This is a genomic window from Aurantimonas aggregata (assembly GCF_010500835.1).
Lineage (GTDB): Bacteria > Pseudomonadota > Alphaproteobacteria > Rhizobiales > Rhizobiaceae > Aurantimonas > Aurantimonas aggregata.
Genome location: NZ_JAAAMJ010000036.1, coordinates 1 through 17,622, shown reverse-complemented (window position 1 = coordinate 17,622; position 17,622 = coordinate 1). Strand labels below are relative to the sequence as shown.

Sequence of the window (17,622 nt, the reverse complement as noted above, 5' to 3'; positions counted from 1 at the left end):
GTCCGTTGAAATCGGAACGAAGCGGGATCGCTGAAGCCATGGCAAACCTCCGTTTGCCTCCATCGATTCAGACTTCGCCCGCCTTGGGAACCCCTACAGAGTCAGCTATCGCGCACGTTGGTATTACGCGATCAATAAACTTGCCGTTGAATGGCAGTGATGGGCGCGCTGCTGCCATAACCCAGCGATCATATCGCGACGAAACCGGCCCAACAATGCGGTCGCCGAGTTTGGACGTGGGGGAGAGTTCGCCGTGCGACAGATTTTTCGAACTCGGCGAGGGTCGGGTAGGCGCTAAAGCACAGAAGATGCAGATGTTTCCGGTTCCGTACCTTTCGGGCGCAGTACAGAGCCTCAGAGAATATCCGGAGGAGAGAGAGCCTGACAGGCTCCCTGGGCAGACGCGCAGTCAATAGGTTTGACGCCAGAGCCTGCAGATCAGGGGTTGTGCGCCCAGCCCTTGCGCATCAGAGGACGTTCGACTGTGAGGTTATGGCGGAGGGGATGGGCCTGACGTCGAACCTTCTCCACGCCCTGATACCCAAGCGAGCCCACGAGTTCGGCGCGCAGCCAGCGTCGATCGCCCTCACTACTCTTCACAGCACTATCACAGGAACGTTCCTGTAACTTTTCCGTTTGAGCTCAAATTGGTGATCGGAGGAAATTTGATGCTTATCCAGGCCTTCACTGTTTCAGCGCTCGCCGCTGTTCTCCTTTTCGTTACTGGCACCTCTGTGGTAGGCCAGGGCACAGCAACCGCGCCCGACACGGAAACGCTACAGCCTACCGTGACTACAGTGGAGCAAGATGATGACGGCTTCGATCCGGGCTGGCTTGGCCTGCTAGGCCTCGCAGGTCTTGCTGGTTTGGCCGGACGTAAGCGTGCCACGCATGTAGATCCCGTTCACGGCCCGGTGGATCCGGCAAACCGCCCGCGCAATTAAGCCCGCGCTATTCGCACTCACGCCGCCGTCCAGGTCAAGGGCGGCGGCTTTTTGTGGAAATCTCCTTCTATGCCTCCGCCATGAGTGCGGGGCTGGGGCGGAGCGACATTCACAGCCTAATCAGGCGTATCGAGGTGGCTGATCCGACTCGACCTACTATTCTTGCAGAATCTAATCGAAGGAATGCGCCGCGTAGAATTAAAGCGCTTTCTCTTACGCGTTACTTCTCGGCCCGCACCTGGCCCGCTTACAACTTAGTAGCTCCGGCTATTATAGCGGTAATGTCGAACCGGGTTCTGTGGGGTCCCACCGAGTCGTCCAAAATTCCGAGATGGCCTGGTCATTGAGTTTCAACACGCAGCGAACCTCCGGGGAAGATCCGTACTCCGCGCGGACATCGAGGAACACGCGCCACCCCTCAAGCGGCACATTGCGTAGAACGGTGGACGCGACGATTTCGGCGTTCGTCGCGCTGGCGTCCACCCTCAGTTCCACATCAGGTGCGAGATCCTTGAGGGGGCCCCCCGAAAAGTCGATGACGAATTTGCGGAGTGCAGGATCCGGACTCGATGCGATGCCGCCAACCCCCGTGTAAGTGCCGACGACGCGTGCGAGAACGGGGTTGACGGGCGGGTGCGGCCCCCAATGCAGGCGGTATTGGAAGAAGAACTCCTCTCCCGGAACCAGGGGGGCGTTCGGCGTCCAGAAAGCGACGATGTTGTCCTGGGTCTCATCCGGGGATGGCAGCTCGACGAGGCGAACCTCCCCTGCTCCCCAACCGCCCACCGGCTCGACCCAGAGGCCCGGCCGCAGATCGTAGCGCGCTTCGAGATCGAGATAGTGGTTGAAGTCGCGGTCACGCTGAATGAGGCCAAACCCCTGGATGTTGTCGTCGGCATAGGCACTGATCTCGATCGCCTTCGGATTGCGAAGCGGCCGCAACAGCCAGTCGTTGGCTCCGGTACGGATCGAAAGCGCCTCCGAATCATGAATCTGCGGCCGGAAGTCGGAGACGCTGCCACGATCGGCTTCTCCCCGCATGAACATGCTGGTGATCGGGGCAAGTCCGATATTTTTGATCTTCCGACGGGCGAACAGCGAGACCGAGATGTCCATGACGGTGGACTCGCCCGGCGCCATTACGAAGCGGTAGGCACCTGCCACGCTTTCGCTGTCGAGCAAGGCGTGCAGGGTGACCGCGCTATCACCGGGAGCGGGCTGCTCCAGCCAGAACGACTCAAAATACGGGAATTCTTCCCCTGGCAGGCCGGAGCGGACGGCAAGGCCTCGTGCCGACAGGCCGTAGCGTTCGCCCAGGCCGATCGCTCGAAAGTAGCTCGCACCGAGGAAGACTGCGAACTCGGATACGTTCAGGCCATTCATGGGGTGATGCAGACGCAGTCCGGCAAACGCCGGGTCTGCTACCGCCCGTATCGCCTCCGCCTCAGCGCCGAAGTCGAACATGTCCGGAACGTAGCGGATCGGCCTGGAGGCGCCATCCGCAACCTCGAAGAGTGCCACTTCATGTTTGAAAAGGCCGCCGACATGGAAGAAGTCTGCCTGGAACGCCAGGTCGTCGCGGTTTGCCCAAAGCGCGCGGGAAGGATTGAAGCGTATCGATCGATACTGGTCATAGGTGAGGTCTCCAGCAACGACCGGCTTTGGCACGAAAGGCTCCATGGCGAGACGCCTCGCTCGCTCTCGTACCTGCTGGGCAATCCCGCCGTATCCGACCTTGCGCGCTCCCTCCTGCGCTGCGGCGCCCTCAAACCCCGCGGATGCGGCGCAGAGGCCCCCAAGAAAGACACGCCTAGAAAGGTCTGTTTCAGTCATGAGCCTGTCCGCCGTATAGTCGATATAATAGCGAAGAAACGAAAGCGTGGGTCTTTCCAACGCTAATTTCCGTCAAAACCCAGCCCAGAGGCGGGCCGTGGGGCTGACGATTAAGACCAAAGCTGCTGCCGTAACCTTCAGGCGGATTTCAATTTTTCTGTAATAATCTACCGATACACTGGAAGCAACGGTATGTTTCTCTTAGCTGCCTCTTCTTGGATAATCGCCTCGACAATTTCCTGAGGTACATCGAATTCATGAGATATGATATCAATGATTACGTAGGGGTCTAATCCACCATAAGTGCGAGCTACCGGGGCAAGCGATTGTAGCATCCGTCTCACGGCTGCCCCGAGCTCATCTTCAGAAATCATCGATCATTCCGTGGATCAGGGCGCAGAGCCAGTCGCGCTGGGCCTTACAAGCAGTATTGAATCACCTTGGAGCGATCCAGCCTAGTCTTAGGTAAGAAACGGAAGTGAGGAGAAGCTGCAAGCACAACGAGCAAATTGCATTCTTGTTGATTAACGGGCTCCGAATGGCCCGTTCACTTCCCGTTCAGATGCCTACGCGGCGCAATTGTAGCGAAGAAGATTACACGTGCCGCGGCCAATCACGCCCGCCGGTTCTTCCGGATGATCGCGACGATGATTAGCGTGAAGGCTGCGAGTCGCAGCAGGTAAATCCAGCTTCGCTCTTCATAGGGAAGGTCGGACATAACGAGGAGCGTCTGATTCAGCGCGAGTAGCCAGAAAGCCAGCGCGAAGGCCATGAACAGAAGGTCTCCCGTTCGCCTCCAGAAGCGCAGGAAGAAAAGTCCCGAAATCAGGAAACCGGCGACGATCAGGCCTGACATGAATTCGAACATGATTGGTCCTACTCAATGTCCCAGACAAAGCCGAACAGTAGAACTCCGACCGCGCCGACCGATGCCAAGTGGCGGACCAGCTGGAAATCCATATTCGGGAATACAACTATGTCGAGGACCACGGCAAAGCTGTTGAGAGCAAGGAAGCCAAAACACAGCCCGCTCCAGAATAGCAACTTTGCACCGCTTTCAAAGAAGGCTTTCATTAAAAGATAGGTGCATGTCAAGCTCGTTGCCAAGCATAAAATGTATATCGCGACCGTAATGGGCCCCGCCATGCTCATAACTTTCGAAAGCTGAAGGCGTCGGAAAAGGTCCTCAGCTGGTCAGCGGGATTCTGCACGATCACCTTTCGCACTGCGCCCGGTCGCTTCCGGTAGAGGTCGTTCAACTGCTGGACCAGAAGATCGTCGGCGGGATCGACGAGACTGTAGCAGACGCGGCCGTCGGTCTCGATTAGGACAAGCCCGCCCGCTACCAGCGCCTCGATGCTCTGCGTCACAACGACCTCGCTGCTGCGGAGTTCACCGACAAGCTCTTCCGGGGTCCAGCTACGCTGTTGGCGATAAAGCAGGAGCAGCAGTTCCACGGACCAGATGGAACGGAAGGAGCTCTCTACGAAATCGTTGAGTTCACGGTTCATTAGGCTTCATCCGTCCGGCTCGGCGCGGGGACCGGCGTCTGCGTGCGCCAGAGCCCCTTGTCGATGTCTCAGCATTTGCGCTGCCGGCCCTTCGGCCTCCAGCAAAGCAGGCGCCCTACGCTCTGACTCGCCCCCCCGCTCGACGCTTGCCTGTTAACTGCTAACGCATGGTTTCACAAGGGTGCGGCGACCCATGGCAAGGGACCCCCATCGCCCTAGACAAGGTGTTCATCCTGAGGAAAACCGCATTAATGGGAGGTAGCAACCGATCTGCGGCTTTCATTTGGTCGCATTCGTGCTTGCATGAGCTGAAATGGGGAAGCAGAGGTGCCTGCCTTCCCGGCCTCTGGATCTGCTTCGGCCCCGCCCGCTCAGGATGGTGCCATCATGTTGGAGAATAACCCCTGTGGACAACGAGGTGACGGCCGGCGAGACGGACCGGCGCAAATTGCTTACGGCGCTGCGGACCTTCCGCCGCGGCGACTTCTCGGTTCGCTTAGACGAGGATCAAGAGGGGATCGACGGCGAGATCGCCCGGACCTTCAACGAGATCGTTGAGATCAATCAAGGGATTACCGGCGAGTTCGAGCGGCTCAGCCGGCTCGTCGGCAAGGACGGACGCATTGCGGAACGCGGCAGCGTGCGCAACGCGGCCGGCGGGTGGGAATCTAGTGTCCGCTCGGTCAACGAGCTGATCCAGGACATGGTGCAGCCAACGGCGGAGGTTGCCCGCGTCATCGGGGCGGTGGCCAAAGGCGACCTCTCCCAATCCATGATGGTTGAGATCGACGGACGTCCGCTGCGCGGCGAGTTCCTGCGCATTGGCAAAATCGTCAACACGATGGTCGAGCAGCTCGCCTCCTTCACCTCGGAGGTGACGCGCGTCGCCCGCGAGGTCGGCACCGAGGGCAAGCTCGGTGGCCAAGCCCAGGTGGAGGGCGTCGCCGGGACATGGAAGGATCTCACCGAGAACGTCAATGCGATGGCGACCAATCTGACGGGACAGGTCCGCAACATTGCCGAAGTGACCACCGCCGTTGCGCTTGGCGATCTCTCGAAGAAGATCACCGTCGACGTGAAGGGCGAGATTCTCGAACTGAAGAACACCATCAACACGATGGTGGACCAGCTGAATTCCTTCGCCTCGGAGGTGACACGCGTCGCCCGCGAGGTCGGCACGGAGGGCAAGCTCGGCGGCCAGGCGCAGGTGCAGGGCGTCGCTGGCACGTGGAAGGACCTCACCGAGAACGTCAATGCGATGGCGACCAACCTGACGGGGCAGGTCCGCAACATTGCCGAAGTAACCACCGCGGTGGCGCTCGGTGATCTCTCCAAGAAGATCACCGTCGACGTGAAGGGGGAGATTCTCGAACTCAAGAACACCATCAACACGATGGTGGACCAGCTGAATTCCTTCGCCTCGGAGGTGACGCGCGTCGCCCGCGAGGTCGGAACCGACGGCAAACTCGGCGGCCAGGCGCAGGTGCAGGGCGTCGCCGGAACTTGGAAGGACCTTACGGAGAACGTCAATGCGATGGCGACCAACCTGACGGGGCAGGTCCGCAACATTGCCGAAGTGACCACCGCGGTAGCGCTCGGCGATCTCTCCAAGAAGATCACCGTCGACGTGAAGGGGGAGATCCTGGAGCTGAAGAACACCATCAACACGATGGTGGACCAGCTGAATTCCTTCGCCTCGGAGGTGACGCGCGTCGCCCGCGAGGTCGGCACCGAGGGCAAGCTCGGTGGCCAAGCCCAGGTGGAGGGCGTCGCCGGGACATGGAAGGATCTCACCGAGAACGTCAATGCGATGGCGACCAATCTGACGGGACAGGTCCGCAACATTGCCGAAGTGACCACCGCCGTTGCGCTTGGCGATCTCTCGAAGAAGATCACCGTCGACGTGAAGGGCGAGATTCTCGAACTGAAGAACACCATCAACACGATGGTGGACCAGCTGAATTCCTTCGCCTCGGAGGTGACGCGCGTCGCCCGTGAGGTCGGCACGGAGGGCAAGCTCGGCGGCCAGGCGCAGGTGCAGGGCGTCGCCGGCACGTGGAAGGACCTCACCGACAACGTCAATTCCATGGCTGAAAACCTGACGGGCCAAGTCCGCAACATTGCCGAAGTTACCACGGCGGTGGCCCGCGGCGATCTGTCGAAGAAGATCACCGTCGACGTGAAGGGCGAGATCCTGGAGCTGAAGGATACCATCAACACGATGGTAGACCAGCTGAATTCATTCGCCTCGGAGGTGACGCGCGTTGCCCGTGAGGTGGGCACGGAAGGCAAGCTCGGCGGCCAGGCGCAGGTGCAGGGCGTCGCCGGCACCTGGAAGGACCTTACCGACAACGTCAACGCGATGGCCGCGAACCTCACGGGCCAGGTCCGCAACATTGCCGAAGTGACCACGGCGGTAGCGCTCGGCGATCTCTCCAAGAAGATCACCGTCGACGTGAAGGGGGAGATTCTCGAACTCAAGAACACCATCAACACGATGGTGGACCAGCTGAATTCCTTCGCCTCAGAGGTGACGCGCGTCGCCCGCGAGGTCGGCACCCAGGGCAAGCTCGGCGGCCAGGCACAGGTCCGGGGCGTTGCCGGCACATGGAAAGGCCTCACCGACAACGTCAATTCCATGGCCGAAAACCTGACGGGCCAGGTCCGCAACATTGCCGAGGTGACCACCGCGGTGGCCCGCGGCGATCTGTCGAAGAAGATCACTGTCGACGTAAAGGGCGAAATCTTGGAACTGAAGGACACTATCAACACGATGGTGGACCAGCTGAACTCCTTCGCCTCCGAGGTGACGCGCGTTGCGCGCGAGGTGGGAACCGAGGGCAAGCTCGGCGGCCAGGCGCAGGTACAGGGCGTCGCCGGCACTTGGAAGGACCTCACCGACAACGTCAACCTGATGGCGACCAACCTGACTAATCAGGTGCGTGGCATTGCCGACGTCGTGACTGCCGTCGCCGAGGGCAACCTCAAGCGCAAGCTTTCGGTGGACGCCAAGGGCGAGATCGCGACGCTCGCTGAGACAATTAACGGCATGATCGAGACCCTGGCGACTTTCGCTGACCAAGTGACCAACATGGCGCGGGAGGTCGGCATCGAGGGCAAGCTCGGCGGTCAGGCTCGCGTCCCAGGGGCCGCGGGCCTTTGGCGCGACCTCACCGACAACGTTAATCAGCTCGCAGCCAACCTGACGAACCAGGTGAGATCCATTGCGGATGTCGCGACGGCCGTGACAAAGGGCGACCTCTCGCGTTCCATCGCGGTGGAAGCCTCGGGCGAAATGGCCGTCCTGAAGGACAACATCAACGAGATGATCCGCAATCTCAAGGATCAGACCCTCAAGAACGCCGAGCAGGACTGGCTGAAGACCAACCTAGCCCGTTTCTCGCGCATGCTGCAGGGCGAGCGCGACCTGAAGACGGTCTCGACCCTGATCATGTCGGAGCTGGCGCCGCTGGTGAATGCGCAGTACGGCGTCTTCTACGTGACCACCCGCGAGGAGGACGCGCTGCATCTGGAACTTGCCGCGAGCTACGGGGCAGAGAATGCGGGGAACCTCAAGCACCACGTGGCGTTGCGCGAGGGCCTGATCGGGCAGAGCGCCGCCGACAAGCGGGCGATCCTCCTGGAGGACGTTCCGTCCGACTTCCTACAGATATCGTCGGGTCTCGGCCGAGCCGACCCCGCCAATGTCATCATCCTGCCCGCCCTGTTCGAGGACGAGGTGCGCGCTGTCATCGAGCTCGCCTCGTTCGGCGAATTCCGGGAGTCGCACCAGTCCTTCCTCAATCAGCTGATGGAATCGGTCGGCATCGTCCTCAACACGATCGCCGCCACCATGCGCACCGAGGACCTGCTGAAACAGTCGCAGCTTCTGACCGCGGAGCTGCAGGCGCGCCAGACTGAACTGACGACCAAGCAGGAAGAGCTGCACGCCACGAACGAGGAGATGCAGGAGAAGGCCCAGCTTCTGGAGAACGAGAAGAAGCAGGTAGAGGCCAAGAACATCGAGATCGAGATGGCCCGCCGCGCCCTTGAGGAGAAGGCCGAACAGCTCGCATTGACCTCGCGCTACAAGTCCGAGTTCCTAGCGAACATGAGCCACGAGCTGAGAACGCCGCTGAACTCGCTGATGATCCTTTCCAAACTGCTCGCCAGCAACCAGCAGGGCAATCTCGATGCCAAGCAGATCGAGTTTGCCAGGACGATTCACTCCGCGGGTACCGATCTTCTCAGCCTGATCAACGACATCCTCGACCTCTCGAAGATCGAGTCCGGCACCGTCTCGATCGAAGTCGGCGACATCTCGCTCGCCGAACTGACGCAGCATATGGAGAGAACGTTCCGGCAGATCGCCGCCGACAAGAACATCGGCTTCACGATCTCGTTCGCCGACGATGTCCCGGAAACGGTCAAAAGCGACGAGAAGCGGCTGCAGCAGATCGTCCTTAACCTCCTGTCGAACGCCTTTAAGTTCACGGCCGCCGGTGAAGTGACGATTGATATCAAGGTGGCGGAGAACGGTTGGAACAGCGATCATGCGGCCCTCAACACAGCTGAGGGCGTGCTGTCGATCGCGGTAACCGACACCGGCATCGGCATCTCGACTGACAAGCAGAAGCTGATCTTCGAGGCTTTCCAGCAGGCCGACGGCACAACGAGCCGCAAGTACGGGGGCACCGGCCTTGGCCTTTCGATCAGCCGCGAGATTGCCCGCCTCCTCGGCGGAGAACTCCACGTAAGGAGCAAGCCAAGCGAAGGGTCCACCTTCACGCTCTATATTCCCCTCCAGACTGTCGATAACGAGGCGGATGACGCCTCTCCAGAGCCCGGGCGGGATCTTGCTCCGACCGCCGAAATCAGCTCGTCGCTCGCAGGCGCGCTAGAAGTCGCTGACGACCGCGGGACCATCTCGCAGGAGGATCGCGTCATCCTCATCGTCGAGGAGGACGTGGCACACGCCAAGATGCTGTTGGATCTGGCGCGGAAGGCGGATTTGAAAGGAGTCGTCTCCATCAGCGGGGCAGAGACTCTGGCGCTGGCACGAAAGCTGCAGCCCGACGGGCTGGCAGTGGACACAGAGCTTTCCGACATGAACGGCTCAGTGCTCCTCGATCTCCTGCGGCATGATTCGCGAATTCGCCATTTGCCCATCTACGTTTTCTCCGGGACGTCGGAGGGGCTATGGGAAGCCGAGGAGGTGGGCCGGGCCCCGATGGATATGGATCGCCTCCATCAGAGGTTTCTGGAGATTGGCCTAGGGGCGCGCAACGAAGGGGAAGTCGAGCAGCGCGAAGAACTCATCGCGGACGCAGTCGATACGGCGATGCTGACGGATGCCAAAGTGCTTATCGTCGACGACGACATCCGCAACATCTACTCGCTGACCAGTGCACTGGAGACCTATGGAGTTCATGTACTCCATGCCGAGCGCGCCCGCGAGGGGCTGTCGATTCTCGAAGAGAACCCTGACATCGACGTCGCGTTGATCGATATCATGATGCCGGAAATGGACGGTTACGAGCTCATCCGCGCGATTCGGAAATACCCGCAGCACAAGCATCTGCCGCTGATCTCGGTGACCGCCAAAGCCATGCGCGGCGACCGCCTGAAGTGCCTGGAGGCGGGGGCTTCGGATTACGTTTCCAAGCCCGTTGACATCGAGCTTCTCCTCGCGCTGTTGCGGGTCTGGGTCGCACGGTCGCAATCCCGTCTGCGGCCGTTTTCAAGCAGCGGCCAGTCGGCTGCGGTGGCGGAGTGACAATGCCAAAGGACTTCAAGCCGGAGGACGCTCACGATTGGAAGGCGAAGCCCGCAAACGGCCTGGCGGCCGAGCAGCTTGTCCCGTTCGGCGTTTATCGTCCGAAGGTGCTGGCCGTCGACGATGATCCGCGAAATCTGCTGGCCATCGAAGTCGTGCTGGAATCCGTCGCCGATGTCGTAACGGCGCGCTCGGGAGAGGAGGCGCTGCGGCTGCTCCTGAAGGAAGAGTTTGCGGTCATTCTGCTCGACGTGTTCATGCCCGGCCTCGACGGCTACGAGACGGCCCGTCTTCTGCGCCAGCGCAAGCAGTCCAAGCGCATCCCGATCATCTTTTTGACCGCGGCCAACAAGGAAGACGCGCATATGCTGCGCGGCTACGACATGGGCGCGGTCGACTACGTTTTCAAACCCTTCGAGCCAACGATCCTGAAGTCCAAGGTCGCGGTCTTCGTCGACCTGTTCAACAAGGCCCGCGAGATACGCGAGAAGGCCGCCGTCGAGCAGCGCCTGCTAGAGCAGAACCTCAAGGCGAATGCCGAAAAGCTGGTGGTCGAGCAGGCGCTGCGCCAGTCCGAGGAGCGCCAGGCGCTTATCCTGCGTTCCCTGCCGCTGGCGATGTACGTCTCTGAGCGATCTATCGCGAGCGCTTCGCCGCATTTCATCGGTGGTGACCTCAAGAATTTGACTGGATTCGATAGCGCTGCTTTCGACGCAGATCCGAACCTGTGGGCGAGCCGGGTACATCCGGGCGACCAGCATGCTGTCAGCAACCTCGCGGCCACGCTCGACGTAAGTGGCGCGGCGGTGGCCCAATATCGGTGGCAGTGCGCCGACGGCTCCTACAAGCATCTCCTGAATCACATCATCCTCCTGAAGGATGCCGACGGCGCGGCGACCACGGTTGCGGGAACTGTCCTTGACGTGACGGACCGGCGCGAGCTCGAGGACCAGCTGATTCAGGCGCAGAAGATGGACGCGATCGGCAAGCTCACCGGCGGTATCGCACACGACTTCAACAACCTGCTCGCATCCATCCTAGGCGGGCTCAAGCTGATCGAGCGGCGGATGCAGCCGACCGAGGAGGTGCAGAACATCATCAACCTGACGCGGCACGCCGCCGAACAGGGCGCCGGCCTAATCAGCCGCATGCTGACATTTTCCCGGCGCCAGCAGCTCGACCCGGACGTCCTGCACCTTTCGGACCTGGCCGCGAACATCAACGGCCTTTTAGAACCTGCTTTGGGTGGCCTAATCCGGATGAACTGGCGAGTCGAAGAGGACATCTGGCCTGCCTTCGTCGATCCGCGGCAACTCGAACTGGCGCTGATGAACTTGATCATCAACGCCCGCGATGCGATGCCCGACGGAGGCACGATAACCGTCCGTGGGGAAAACCAGACACTTTCCGGCGACAGCCCTGCCAATCTTCCGGCGGGCGACTACGTGGTCGTGGTTGTCGAGGACACGGGCTGCGGAATTCCCCCGGATATCATCGAGCGGGTGATCGAGCCCTTTTTCACAACGAAGGACGTAGGCAAGGGGACCGGTCTCGGGCTCTCAACCGTCTACGGTTTCGCCAGACAGTCGGGCGGGACGCTGAAGATAGCGAGCAGCCTCGATCGTGGCACGCAGATCGGTCTCTGGCTGCCGCGGTCTGATCGCAAAGGGCGGCAGGAGCGAGGTCCGCGGCCTCCGGCCCTGCCTAAGGTGCCGACCATCCAGGGTACCGGCGTGATTCTTCTCGTTGACGATTCGAGCAGCCTGCTGGCGACCACGGCAGCGCTGCTTCGCGACAGCGAGTTCGAAGTAGTATGCGCTGGAGGCGGTGCTGAGGCACTGGCTATCCTCGAAAAGGATCCCGACCGCTTCGACCTGATCATCACCGACTTTGCCATGCCAATCGTCTCGGGCGTGGAAGTCGTCCGCTTCGCTCGCAACCTGCGGTCGGACTGGCCTGCGATCATCATCACGGGATACGCCGACTTGACCGCGTTGGGAGCTCGGCCGATAGGCGTACCGGTCCTCAGTAAGCCGTTCACCGATGAAGAGCTCTTGGACGCCATCCGGTCGGTCACTTCCAGCCGAATACCCTGAAGCGGGAAATGCCTGAGCTCGACGCGCTCGGATCACATCGCGGCACGTGGGCTGGAGCCGCTGTCTCCATCCGTAAAGGCGGGGGAGGCCCAGACGTAAACGATCTGAATGCGCTCAGCCAATAGGCGGAGATAGCCTGTCCAAGGTTATTGAACGATCTCATGAATGAGTCGTGGCGGGTTTTCCTGTGCGCTACCGGAATGCTCGGGGATGCCAGGGCTGCCCAGGAGGCGCGCATCCTCATGCAGCAGAACTGGTTTGGGACTGCACCGCCCGATCTCGGGCAGTTGTGACAGCCGGCGGATACGAAGACGCTCGCGCCGCCCATCGAGGGCGACGCGAGTTTCGGTCTGAAGTCCGGGTCCGAAAGAGTTACCGGACGACGTAGACGACCTGCCGGTTGCTCGGATCAACGAGGACCGGCTGCCCGTTGACGTAGACGTAGCGGTATTCATAGTCCGGAATAGCCTGAAGCTCGACCGCCTCCGGGAGCTGCGCGCCGACTACGGCCTCTCCGTCGAGATAGACCGTCTCTACCGGGTTGGAACGGACATACTCGATGCGCTCGTCCGGCGGGTTCAGAGCCGCGCCGGCTACCAGGCCCGCCGCGCCGCCAACGGCAGCGCCGATCGGCCCGCCAACGACGGCGCCGATAACGGCCCCCGTCGCTGCGCCACCCACTTCACCGGCGCCGCCGCTATCCTCGTAGGTAACGACCGGATACTCGGTGCGGCGTTCGGTAACAACGACGGTCTCACCGCCCATGTCGGCGGTCAGATACTGACTGTAGGCCCAGCCCGCCGTGCCGTCGACGGTGACGCGGCACCAGGCGCCGCTATCGGTGCAGCCTTCGAGCGTTGCCGCGTCACCATTGCCGATAACACCGACGATGTCGTAGTTCGGGCCGGGACCGGACCGGATGTTCAGGTCGGTAGTTGCCGAGACCGTTTGCGTAGATGTGGTAACGGTTGTCTCCCCGGCAGCAGGAACGGTTGTCTGCGCCGCGGCAGGAAGGCCCGTCGCAACGAACATGGTCGCCGCGCTGGCGGCAAGAATCGTACGCAGTGTCATTTTAGATCTCCCATTGGTGGCATGCGCCTCTCTCAGTCGGAGGTGCTGTCCGAGCCGCTAACAGGAGGCATCGCGGCTTGGTTCCTGCTCCATCTGGGCCGGTCGTCGCCGCCAATTCCGTCGTTCATCCGAGGTTCATCAACATGACGATCAATTACGATCTAAGCTATTGTATCCATTACAGAAGACACGAAGGGAGCAAGCGCATCCGTCCGACTTCGGCCATGAAATGACCTTGATGCCCCGGGCGGTCAGATGACGGCTGGCGCTGAGAGCGAGCGGCGCGAAGTATCATCCATCGACTGGTCGGCGCCGTCAGGCATAATTTCACTTCTACTACGCCCAAACGCTGAAATGCTCGATCCGCGTCAAATCCGTCGCTGTGACCGAATGGGCGCATATCCTAGAGGACGTTGCGGCCTGTAATTCCGCCTTAGGCAGCCGGAGGCGTTCCCTCTATTCACGACGATTGAATGCGCCATCTCCTGGCGCGACAGGTTGGAAACGCCGATGCAGGATGCAGGAAATGAACCGCCGGTGACTGGCGCTGCCGGAATCGTCGGGCCTGAAAAGGGTGACGCCTCGGGAGGCGAAGCCGGCGATCGCGGCGGGGCAAGCCAGACCCGGACTGCGTTCGTCGTATTCGCCAAGGCGCTCGGCGCCGATGCCGCTCGCCTTGGCCGCTGGTTGTCTGCTGTGCTCCTGGCCGTCGTGGCTCGGCTGCGTGAGGGCTGGTCGAGTCTGCCGTCTTTCACCATCGTGAAAGACGATCCGCGCTGGTCCGGTGTCGCTGGGGCGGCGGCGCAGGGTCTCGGGCGCGCGCGCTCGATGCTGCGAGGACATTTCACGAGGCCGACTGGCGGCAATTCCCGCATTCGCCGCGTGCTGTCGGGCCTGGCGATCGCCTTCGTCGGGTTGTTCCTTCTGATGATTGGCACCGCGGTCTGGGCTCTCCACGATGTACCGCTGGCCTCGGTGATCAGTGGCACGACCGAGCCCACTGTGGTCCTGGAGGCGTCTGATGGTCAGGCAATGGTGCAGAAGGGTCCCTATCAGGGCAGCTACGCCGAATTGGCCGAGTTCCCGGAGCATCTGGTCCAGGCGGTTCTGAGCATCGAAGATCGCCGCTTCTACAGCCATTCCGGCATCGATCTGCGGGGAATTAGCAGGGCTTTCATCCGCAACGTCTCTGCGGGTGAAGTGCTTGAGGGCGGCAGCACGATCACGCAGCAGCTCATCAAGGTTCTCTATCTGGAGCGCGACCGAACCCTGAAGCGCAAGCTACAAGAGGTCTTCCTCGCCTTCTGGATCGAGAACCGGCTGGGCAAGGATCAGGTTCTTACCCGCTACCTCAACAACATCTATCTCGGCGCCGGCGCGACCGGCATGCCGGCGGCGGCGCTGGTCTATTTCGGCAAATCCGTCGGCGAACTGACGCTGGCGGAGAGTGCCATGCTTGCCGGGCTGATCCGGGCACCGTCACAGCTCAACCCACTGGAGAATCTGGAGGGGGCCAAGGAGCGCGCAGCGGTCGTTCTCGCGGCGATGGCGGACGCCGGATACCTCGACGATGCGTCGACTGCCCGTGCGCATTCGGCCTCTGCCGTCCTGAGTCCCACCCGCCCCGACATGAGCGCCGGAACGTGGTTCGCGGACTGGGTCATTTCGCAAGCGCGGGAAATCGCGGGGCCATTCCGCGGCACCATCAAGGTCAAGACAACGCTCGATCCCCAACTGCAATCCCTAGCTGAACAGGCGGTCACACAGGCGCTCGACGCCCTGGGCGAAGCACAAGGCGTTTCCCAGGCAGCTCTCGTTGCGCTGCGTCCCGACGGTGCGGTGGTCGCGATGGTCGGCGGGCGGAACTACGAGGCGTCCGAGTTCAACCGGGCAGTGACGGCAAAGCGGCAGCCAGGCTCCATCTTCAAGCTCTTCGTCTATTACGCGGCCCTTCGCCAAGGGCTTACCCCGAACGACCGGATCGAGGATACTCCGATTGAAATCGATGGGTGGGCGCCGGAAAACTTCGGCGGCAAGTTCCACGGCCGGGTGACGCTGGCCGAAGCCTTCGCCCGGTCCCTTAACGCTGCCACCGTGCGGCTGGCCATGGAGGTCGGCATCGACGAGGTCATAGCGGCGGCGAGAGACCTCGGTGTCGATGCTCCGCTCGCGGCGATGCCAAGCCTCGCTCTCGGCGCTTCCGAAGCGAGCCTTCTGGACCTGACTGGGGCATACGCCTCGGTCCGGGCGGGCCGGACGCCGATCGAGCCCTGGGGCATCAGCTCGTTTGCAGCGGACGAGCAGAGCCAGAGCTTTCGTGTCGGACCATCGACGCTGCCCCAGCGCGAGCTCGCCGAGCATCAGGAGGGTCTCGTTTCGCTCCTCCGGCTCGTGGTCGAGCGCGGCACCGGACAGGAAGCCGGACTTGACGGCTTCGCGGCTGGCAAGACGGGGACCAGCCAGGATTCGCGCGATGCGTGGTTCATCGGCTTCAACGAGGCGCTAACGGTGGGCGTGTGGGTGGGCAACGACGACGGCACGCCCATGAACGACGTCACCGGGGGGCAGTTGCCCGCTTCCATCTGGAGGACTTTCATGAACGCCGCGGCCGGGGCACCCCCGCCGACGGGACCGGTTTCCTCCAATTCGGAGCCGAGGGCCGTCCCATCCGCATCCCCTGGGGCGGACACCGCGCCGTCGAGTATCTCGGATCTGATGGCAAGAACGGGCGCCCCGGATGCGGCCCCGGTCGCGCCCTCTTGCAACGTCCGCGCCTGTTCGCGGGCATATCGCTCGTTCCGCTCGTCGGACTGCACGTTTCAGCCTTATCGAGGTTCTCGCAAGCTCTGTGACAGGTGAGGGCCCCTCCTTCAGTAACGATGGCGCCCCAATGCAGGGGGACGGGTGGTGAGCTTTAAGCAGAGATCTGACAGACCTACGTGGCAGAAGCGACTGGTTGGGTCTGGCTGGATCCTGTTCCTGCGCCGAAGAGGAGGCAGCCCGCCAGAGTGAGCAGTACTTCCTGGAAATTATCCAGCCAGGCGGTCCCAAGTCGAAAGACACGTCAATATCCGGTTCGACTATCCTCGCTTTGCGCGGGCGCCCGGGATCGGCGGGATCGGAGCTTGTGTCTTTCTCCACTTTCGCTGGTCACTGCCCTGGATGCTGGGACCGATGCTGGCGTGCACGCTGGCCGCCCTCGTCGCCGTGCCCGTGCGCGCACCCGGGATCGTGCGCCCGCCGATGACGGTCGTGCTCGGCGTCCTTCTCGGCGCCAGCTTCTCGGCCGATCTCATCGGCCAGATGGCGGCCTGGGTTTCGACGCTGCTCGGATTGACGCTGTTCCTTCTCGTTTCGGGCGCCGCCTGCGTCGTCTATTTCCGCACGATCGGCGGCAACGATCTGCCGACCGCCTATTTCGCCGGGATGCCGGGCGGGCTCATGGAAATGGTTCTGCTCGGCCAGGCGCGCGGCGGCGATGCGCGGCGGATCGCGCTTGTCCATGCGATCCGCATCCCCCTGACCGTCGTCAGCCTGCCGTTCCTGATCCCCGCCCTCGGCGGGGGCGACATCGGCACGGGCCGCGGGGCGGGCGGACCCATCAACGCGGCCAGTCTGGACTCGGTCCTGTGGCTCGTCGCCACCGGCGTCGTCGTCGCCGCTCTCGGCCGTCTGCTCAAGCTGCCGGCGCCGATTCTGCTCGGACCGATGATCGCCAGCGGCTTCGTTCACATGATCGGCTGGACGCATTCGTCGCCGCCGCGCGAGATCGTGTGGATCGCCCAACTCGTGCTCGGCACCACGCTCGGCTGCCGCTTCGTCGGGACGACGCCGCGCGAGATGCTGCGGATGGTGGTCCTGTCACTCGGCGCCTTCGCCATCCTGATCGTCAGCGCCGTCGGCTTCGCCATCGCGCTTGCCGCCCTGACGCCGCTCGACGTCGTTTCGATCGCGCCCGCCTACTCGCCCGGCGGGCTGGTGGAAACGAGCGTCATCGCGCTCGCGCTGCAGATTGAGGCCGCTTTCGTCGCGACCCATCACATCGTGCGGGTCATCCTGATCATGGCCGCCGCCGAACCGATCTTCCGCTTGGTCGGGCGGCTGAGGCGGAAATAGCAAATTTGGGTGAGCGGATTTTTGTATGCCGATTGAGTATGAGGCGTGGCGCTTTGCGCTGGGGCGTCTCTGGGCCGAGCTTGGCAGAGGCCTTGAGCGGTTCGAGCCGATGCGAAGCCGGACGCGCTGGTGGCCCCTGGGAGCCGGAATGTTGATTTCCACTGAGAGCTGACCCAGGATTTCCATCAAGAACTGACCCGGCTTAGATGATGTTGGACTGGTCAGGTGGTGGTCAAGTTCCGTGTTTTCTCTTTCGTCGGTTTCTCGCATTTGGC

At 61.9% G+C, this 17,622-nt stretch carries 10 protein-coding genes; 5 read left to right on the top strand and 5 right to left on the bottom strand.

The features are described from left to right. Window positions 1-668: 668 nt before the first annotated feature. Window positions 669-944, top strand: a complete 276-nt coding sequence (locus GTW51_RS24590; RefSeq protein ID WP_343034091.1) for a WGxxGxxG family protein — start codon at window positions 669-671, stop codon at window positions 942-944. 270 nt (window positions 945-1,214) lie between these two features. Here the strand turns inward: GTW51_RS24590 and GTW51_RS21925 are convergent, their stop codons facing one another. The 4 genes from GTW51_RS21925 to GTW51_RS21910 form a co-directional block, all read right to left on the bottom strand. After that, window positions 1,215-2,777 carry an OpgD/OpgG family glucan biosynthesis protein gene (locus GTW51_RS21925; protein ID WP_281354647.1) on the bottom strand — a complete coding sequence of 521 codons (1,563 nt, stop codon included), beginning with the start codon at window positions 2,775-2,777 and terminating at the stop codon, window positions 1,215-1,217. A gap of 613 nt (window positions 2,778-3,390) precedes the next feature. After that, window positions 3,391-3,645, bottom strand: a complete 255-nt coding sequence (locus GTW51_RS21920) for a DUF5985 family protein (RefSeq protein WP_163046170.1) — start codon at window positions 3,643-3,645, stop codon at window positions 3,391-3,393. Window positions 3,646-3,653: 8 nt separating this feature from the next. Next, window positions 3,654-3,923, bottom strand: coding sequence for a DUF5985 family protein (locus tag GTW51_RS21915; protein ID WP_163046169.1), 270 nt, complete (start codon window positions 3,921-3,923; stop codon window positions 3,654-3,656). A gap of 2 nt (window positions 3,924-3,925) precedes the next feature. Further along, window positions 3,926-4,288, bottom strand: a complete 363-nt coding sequence (locus GTW51_RS21910; protein WP_163046168.1) for a hypothetical protein — start codon at window positions 4,286-4,288, stop codon at window positions 3,926-3,928. Window positions 4,289-4,694: 406 nt separating this feature from the next. Here GTW51_RS21910 and GTW51_RS21905 point away from each other — a divergent pair, with 406 nt between their 5' ends. Further along, window positions 4,695-10,064 carry a HAMP domain-containing protein gene (locus GTW51_RS21905; protein WP_343034090.1) on the top strand — a complete coding sequence of 1,790 codons (5,370 nt, stop codon included), beginning with the start codon at window positions 4,695-4,697 and terminating at the stop codon, window positions 10,062-10,064. A 2-nt stretch (window positions 10,065-10,066) separates the two neighbouring features. Further along, window positions 10,067-12,160 (top strand): response regulator, encoded by a 2,094-nt coding sequence (locus GTW51_RS21900; RefSeq protein WP_163046166.1) that lies wholly within the window; start codon window positions 10,067-10,069, stop codon window positions 12,158-12,160. Between the two features lie 372 nt (window positions 12,161-12,532). Here GTW51_RS21900 and GTW51_RS21895 read toward each other — a convergent pair whose 3' ends face one another. Next, entirely contained in the window at window positions 12,533-13,231 is a 699-nt protein-coding gene (locus GTW51_RS21895; RefSeq protein WP_163046165.1) for a DUF1236 domain-containing protein, read from the bottom strand. A 510-nt stretch (window positions 13,232-13,741) separates the two neighbouring features. On the opposite strand from GTW51_RS21895, the gene GTW51_RS21890 reads away from it, so the two are divergent. Then, a complete protein-coding gene (locus GTW51_RS21890; protein WP_163046164.1) occupies window positions 13,742-16,090 on the top strand; it encodes a PBP1A family penicillin-binding protein in 2,349 nt (782 codons plus the stop codon). A 303-nt stretch (window positions 16,091-16,393) separates the two neighbouring features. Then, window positions 16,394-17,347, top strand: a complete 954-nt coding sequence (locus GTW51_RS21885; RefSeq protein ID WP_281354646.1) for an AbrB family transcriptional regulator — start codon at window positions 16,394-16,396, stop codon at window positions 17,345-17,347. Window positions 17,348-17,622 lie beyond the last annotated feature (275 nt).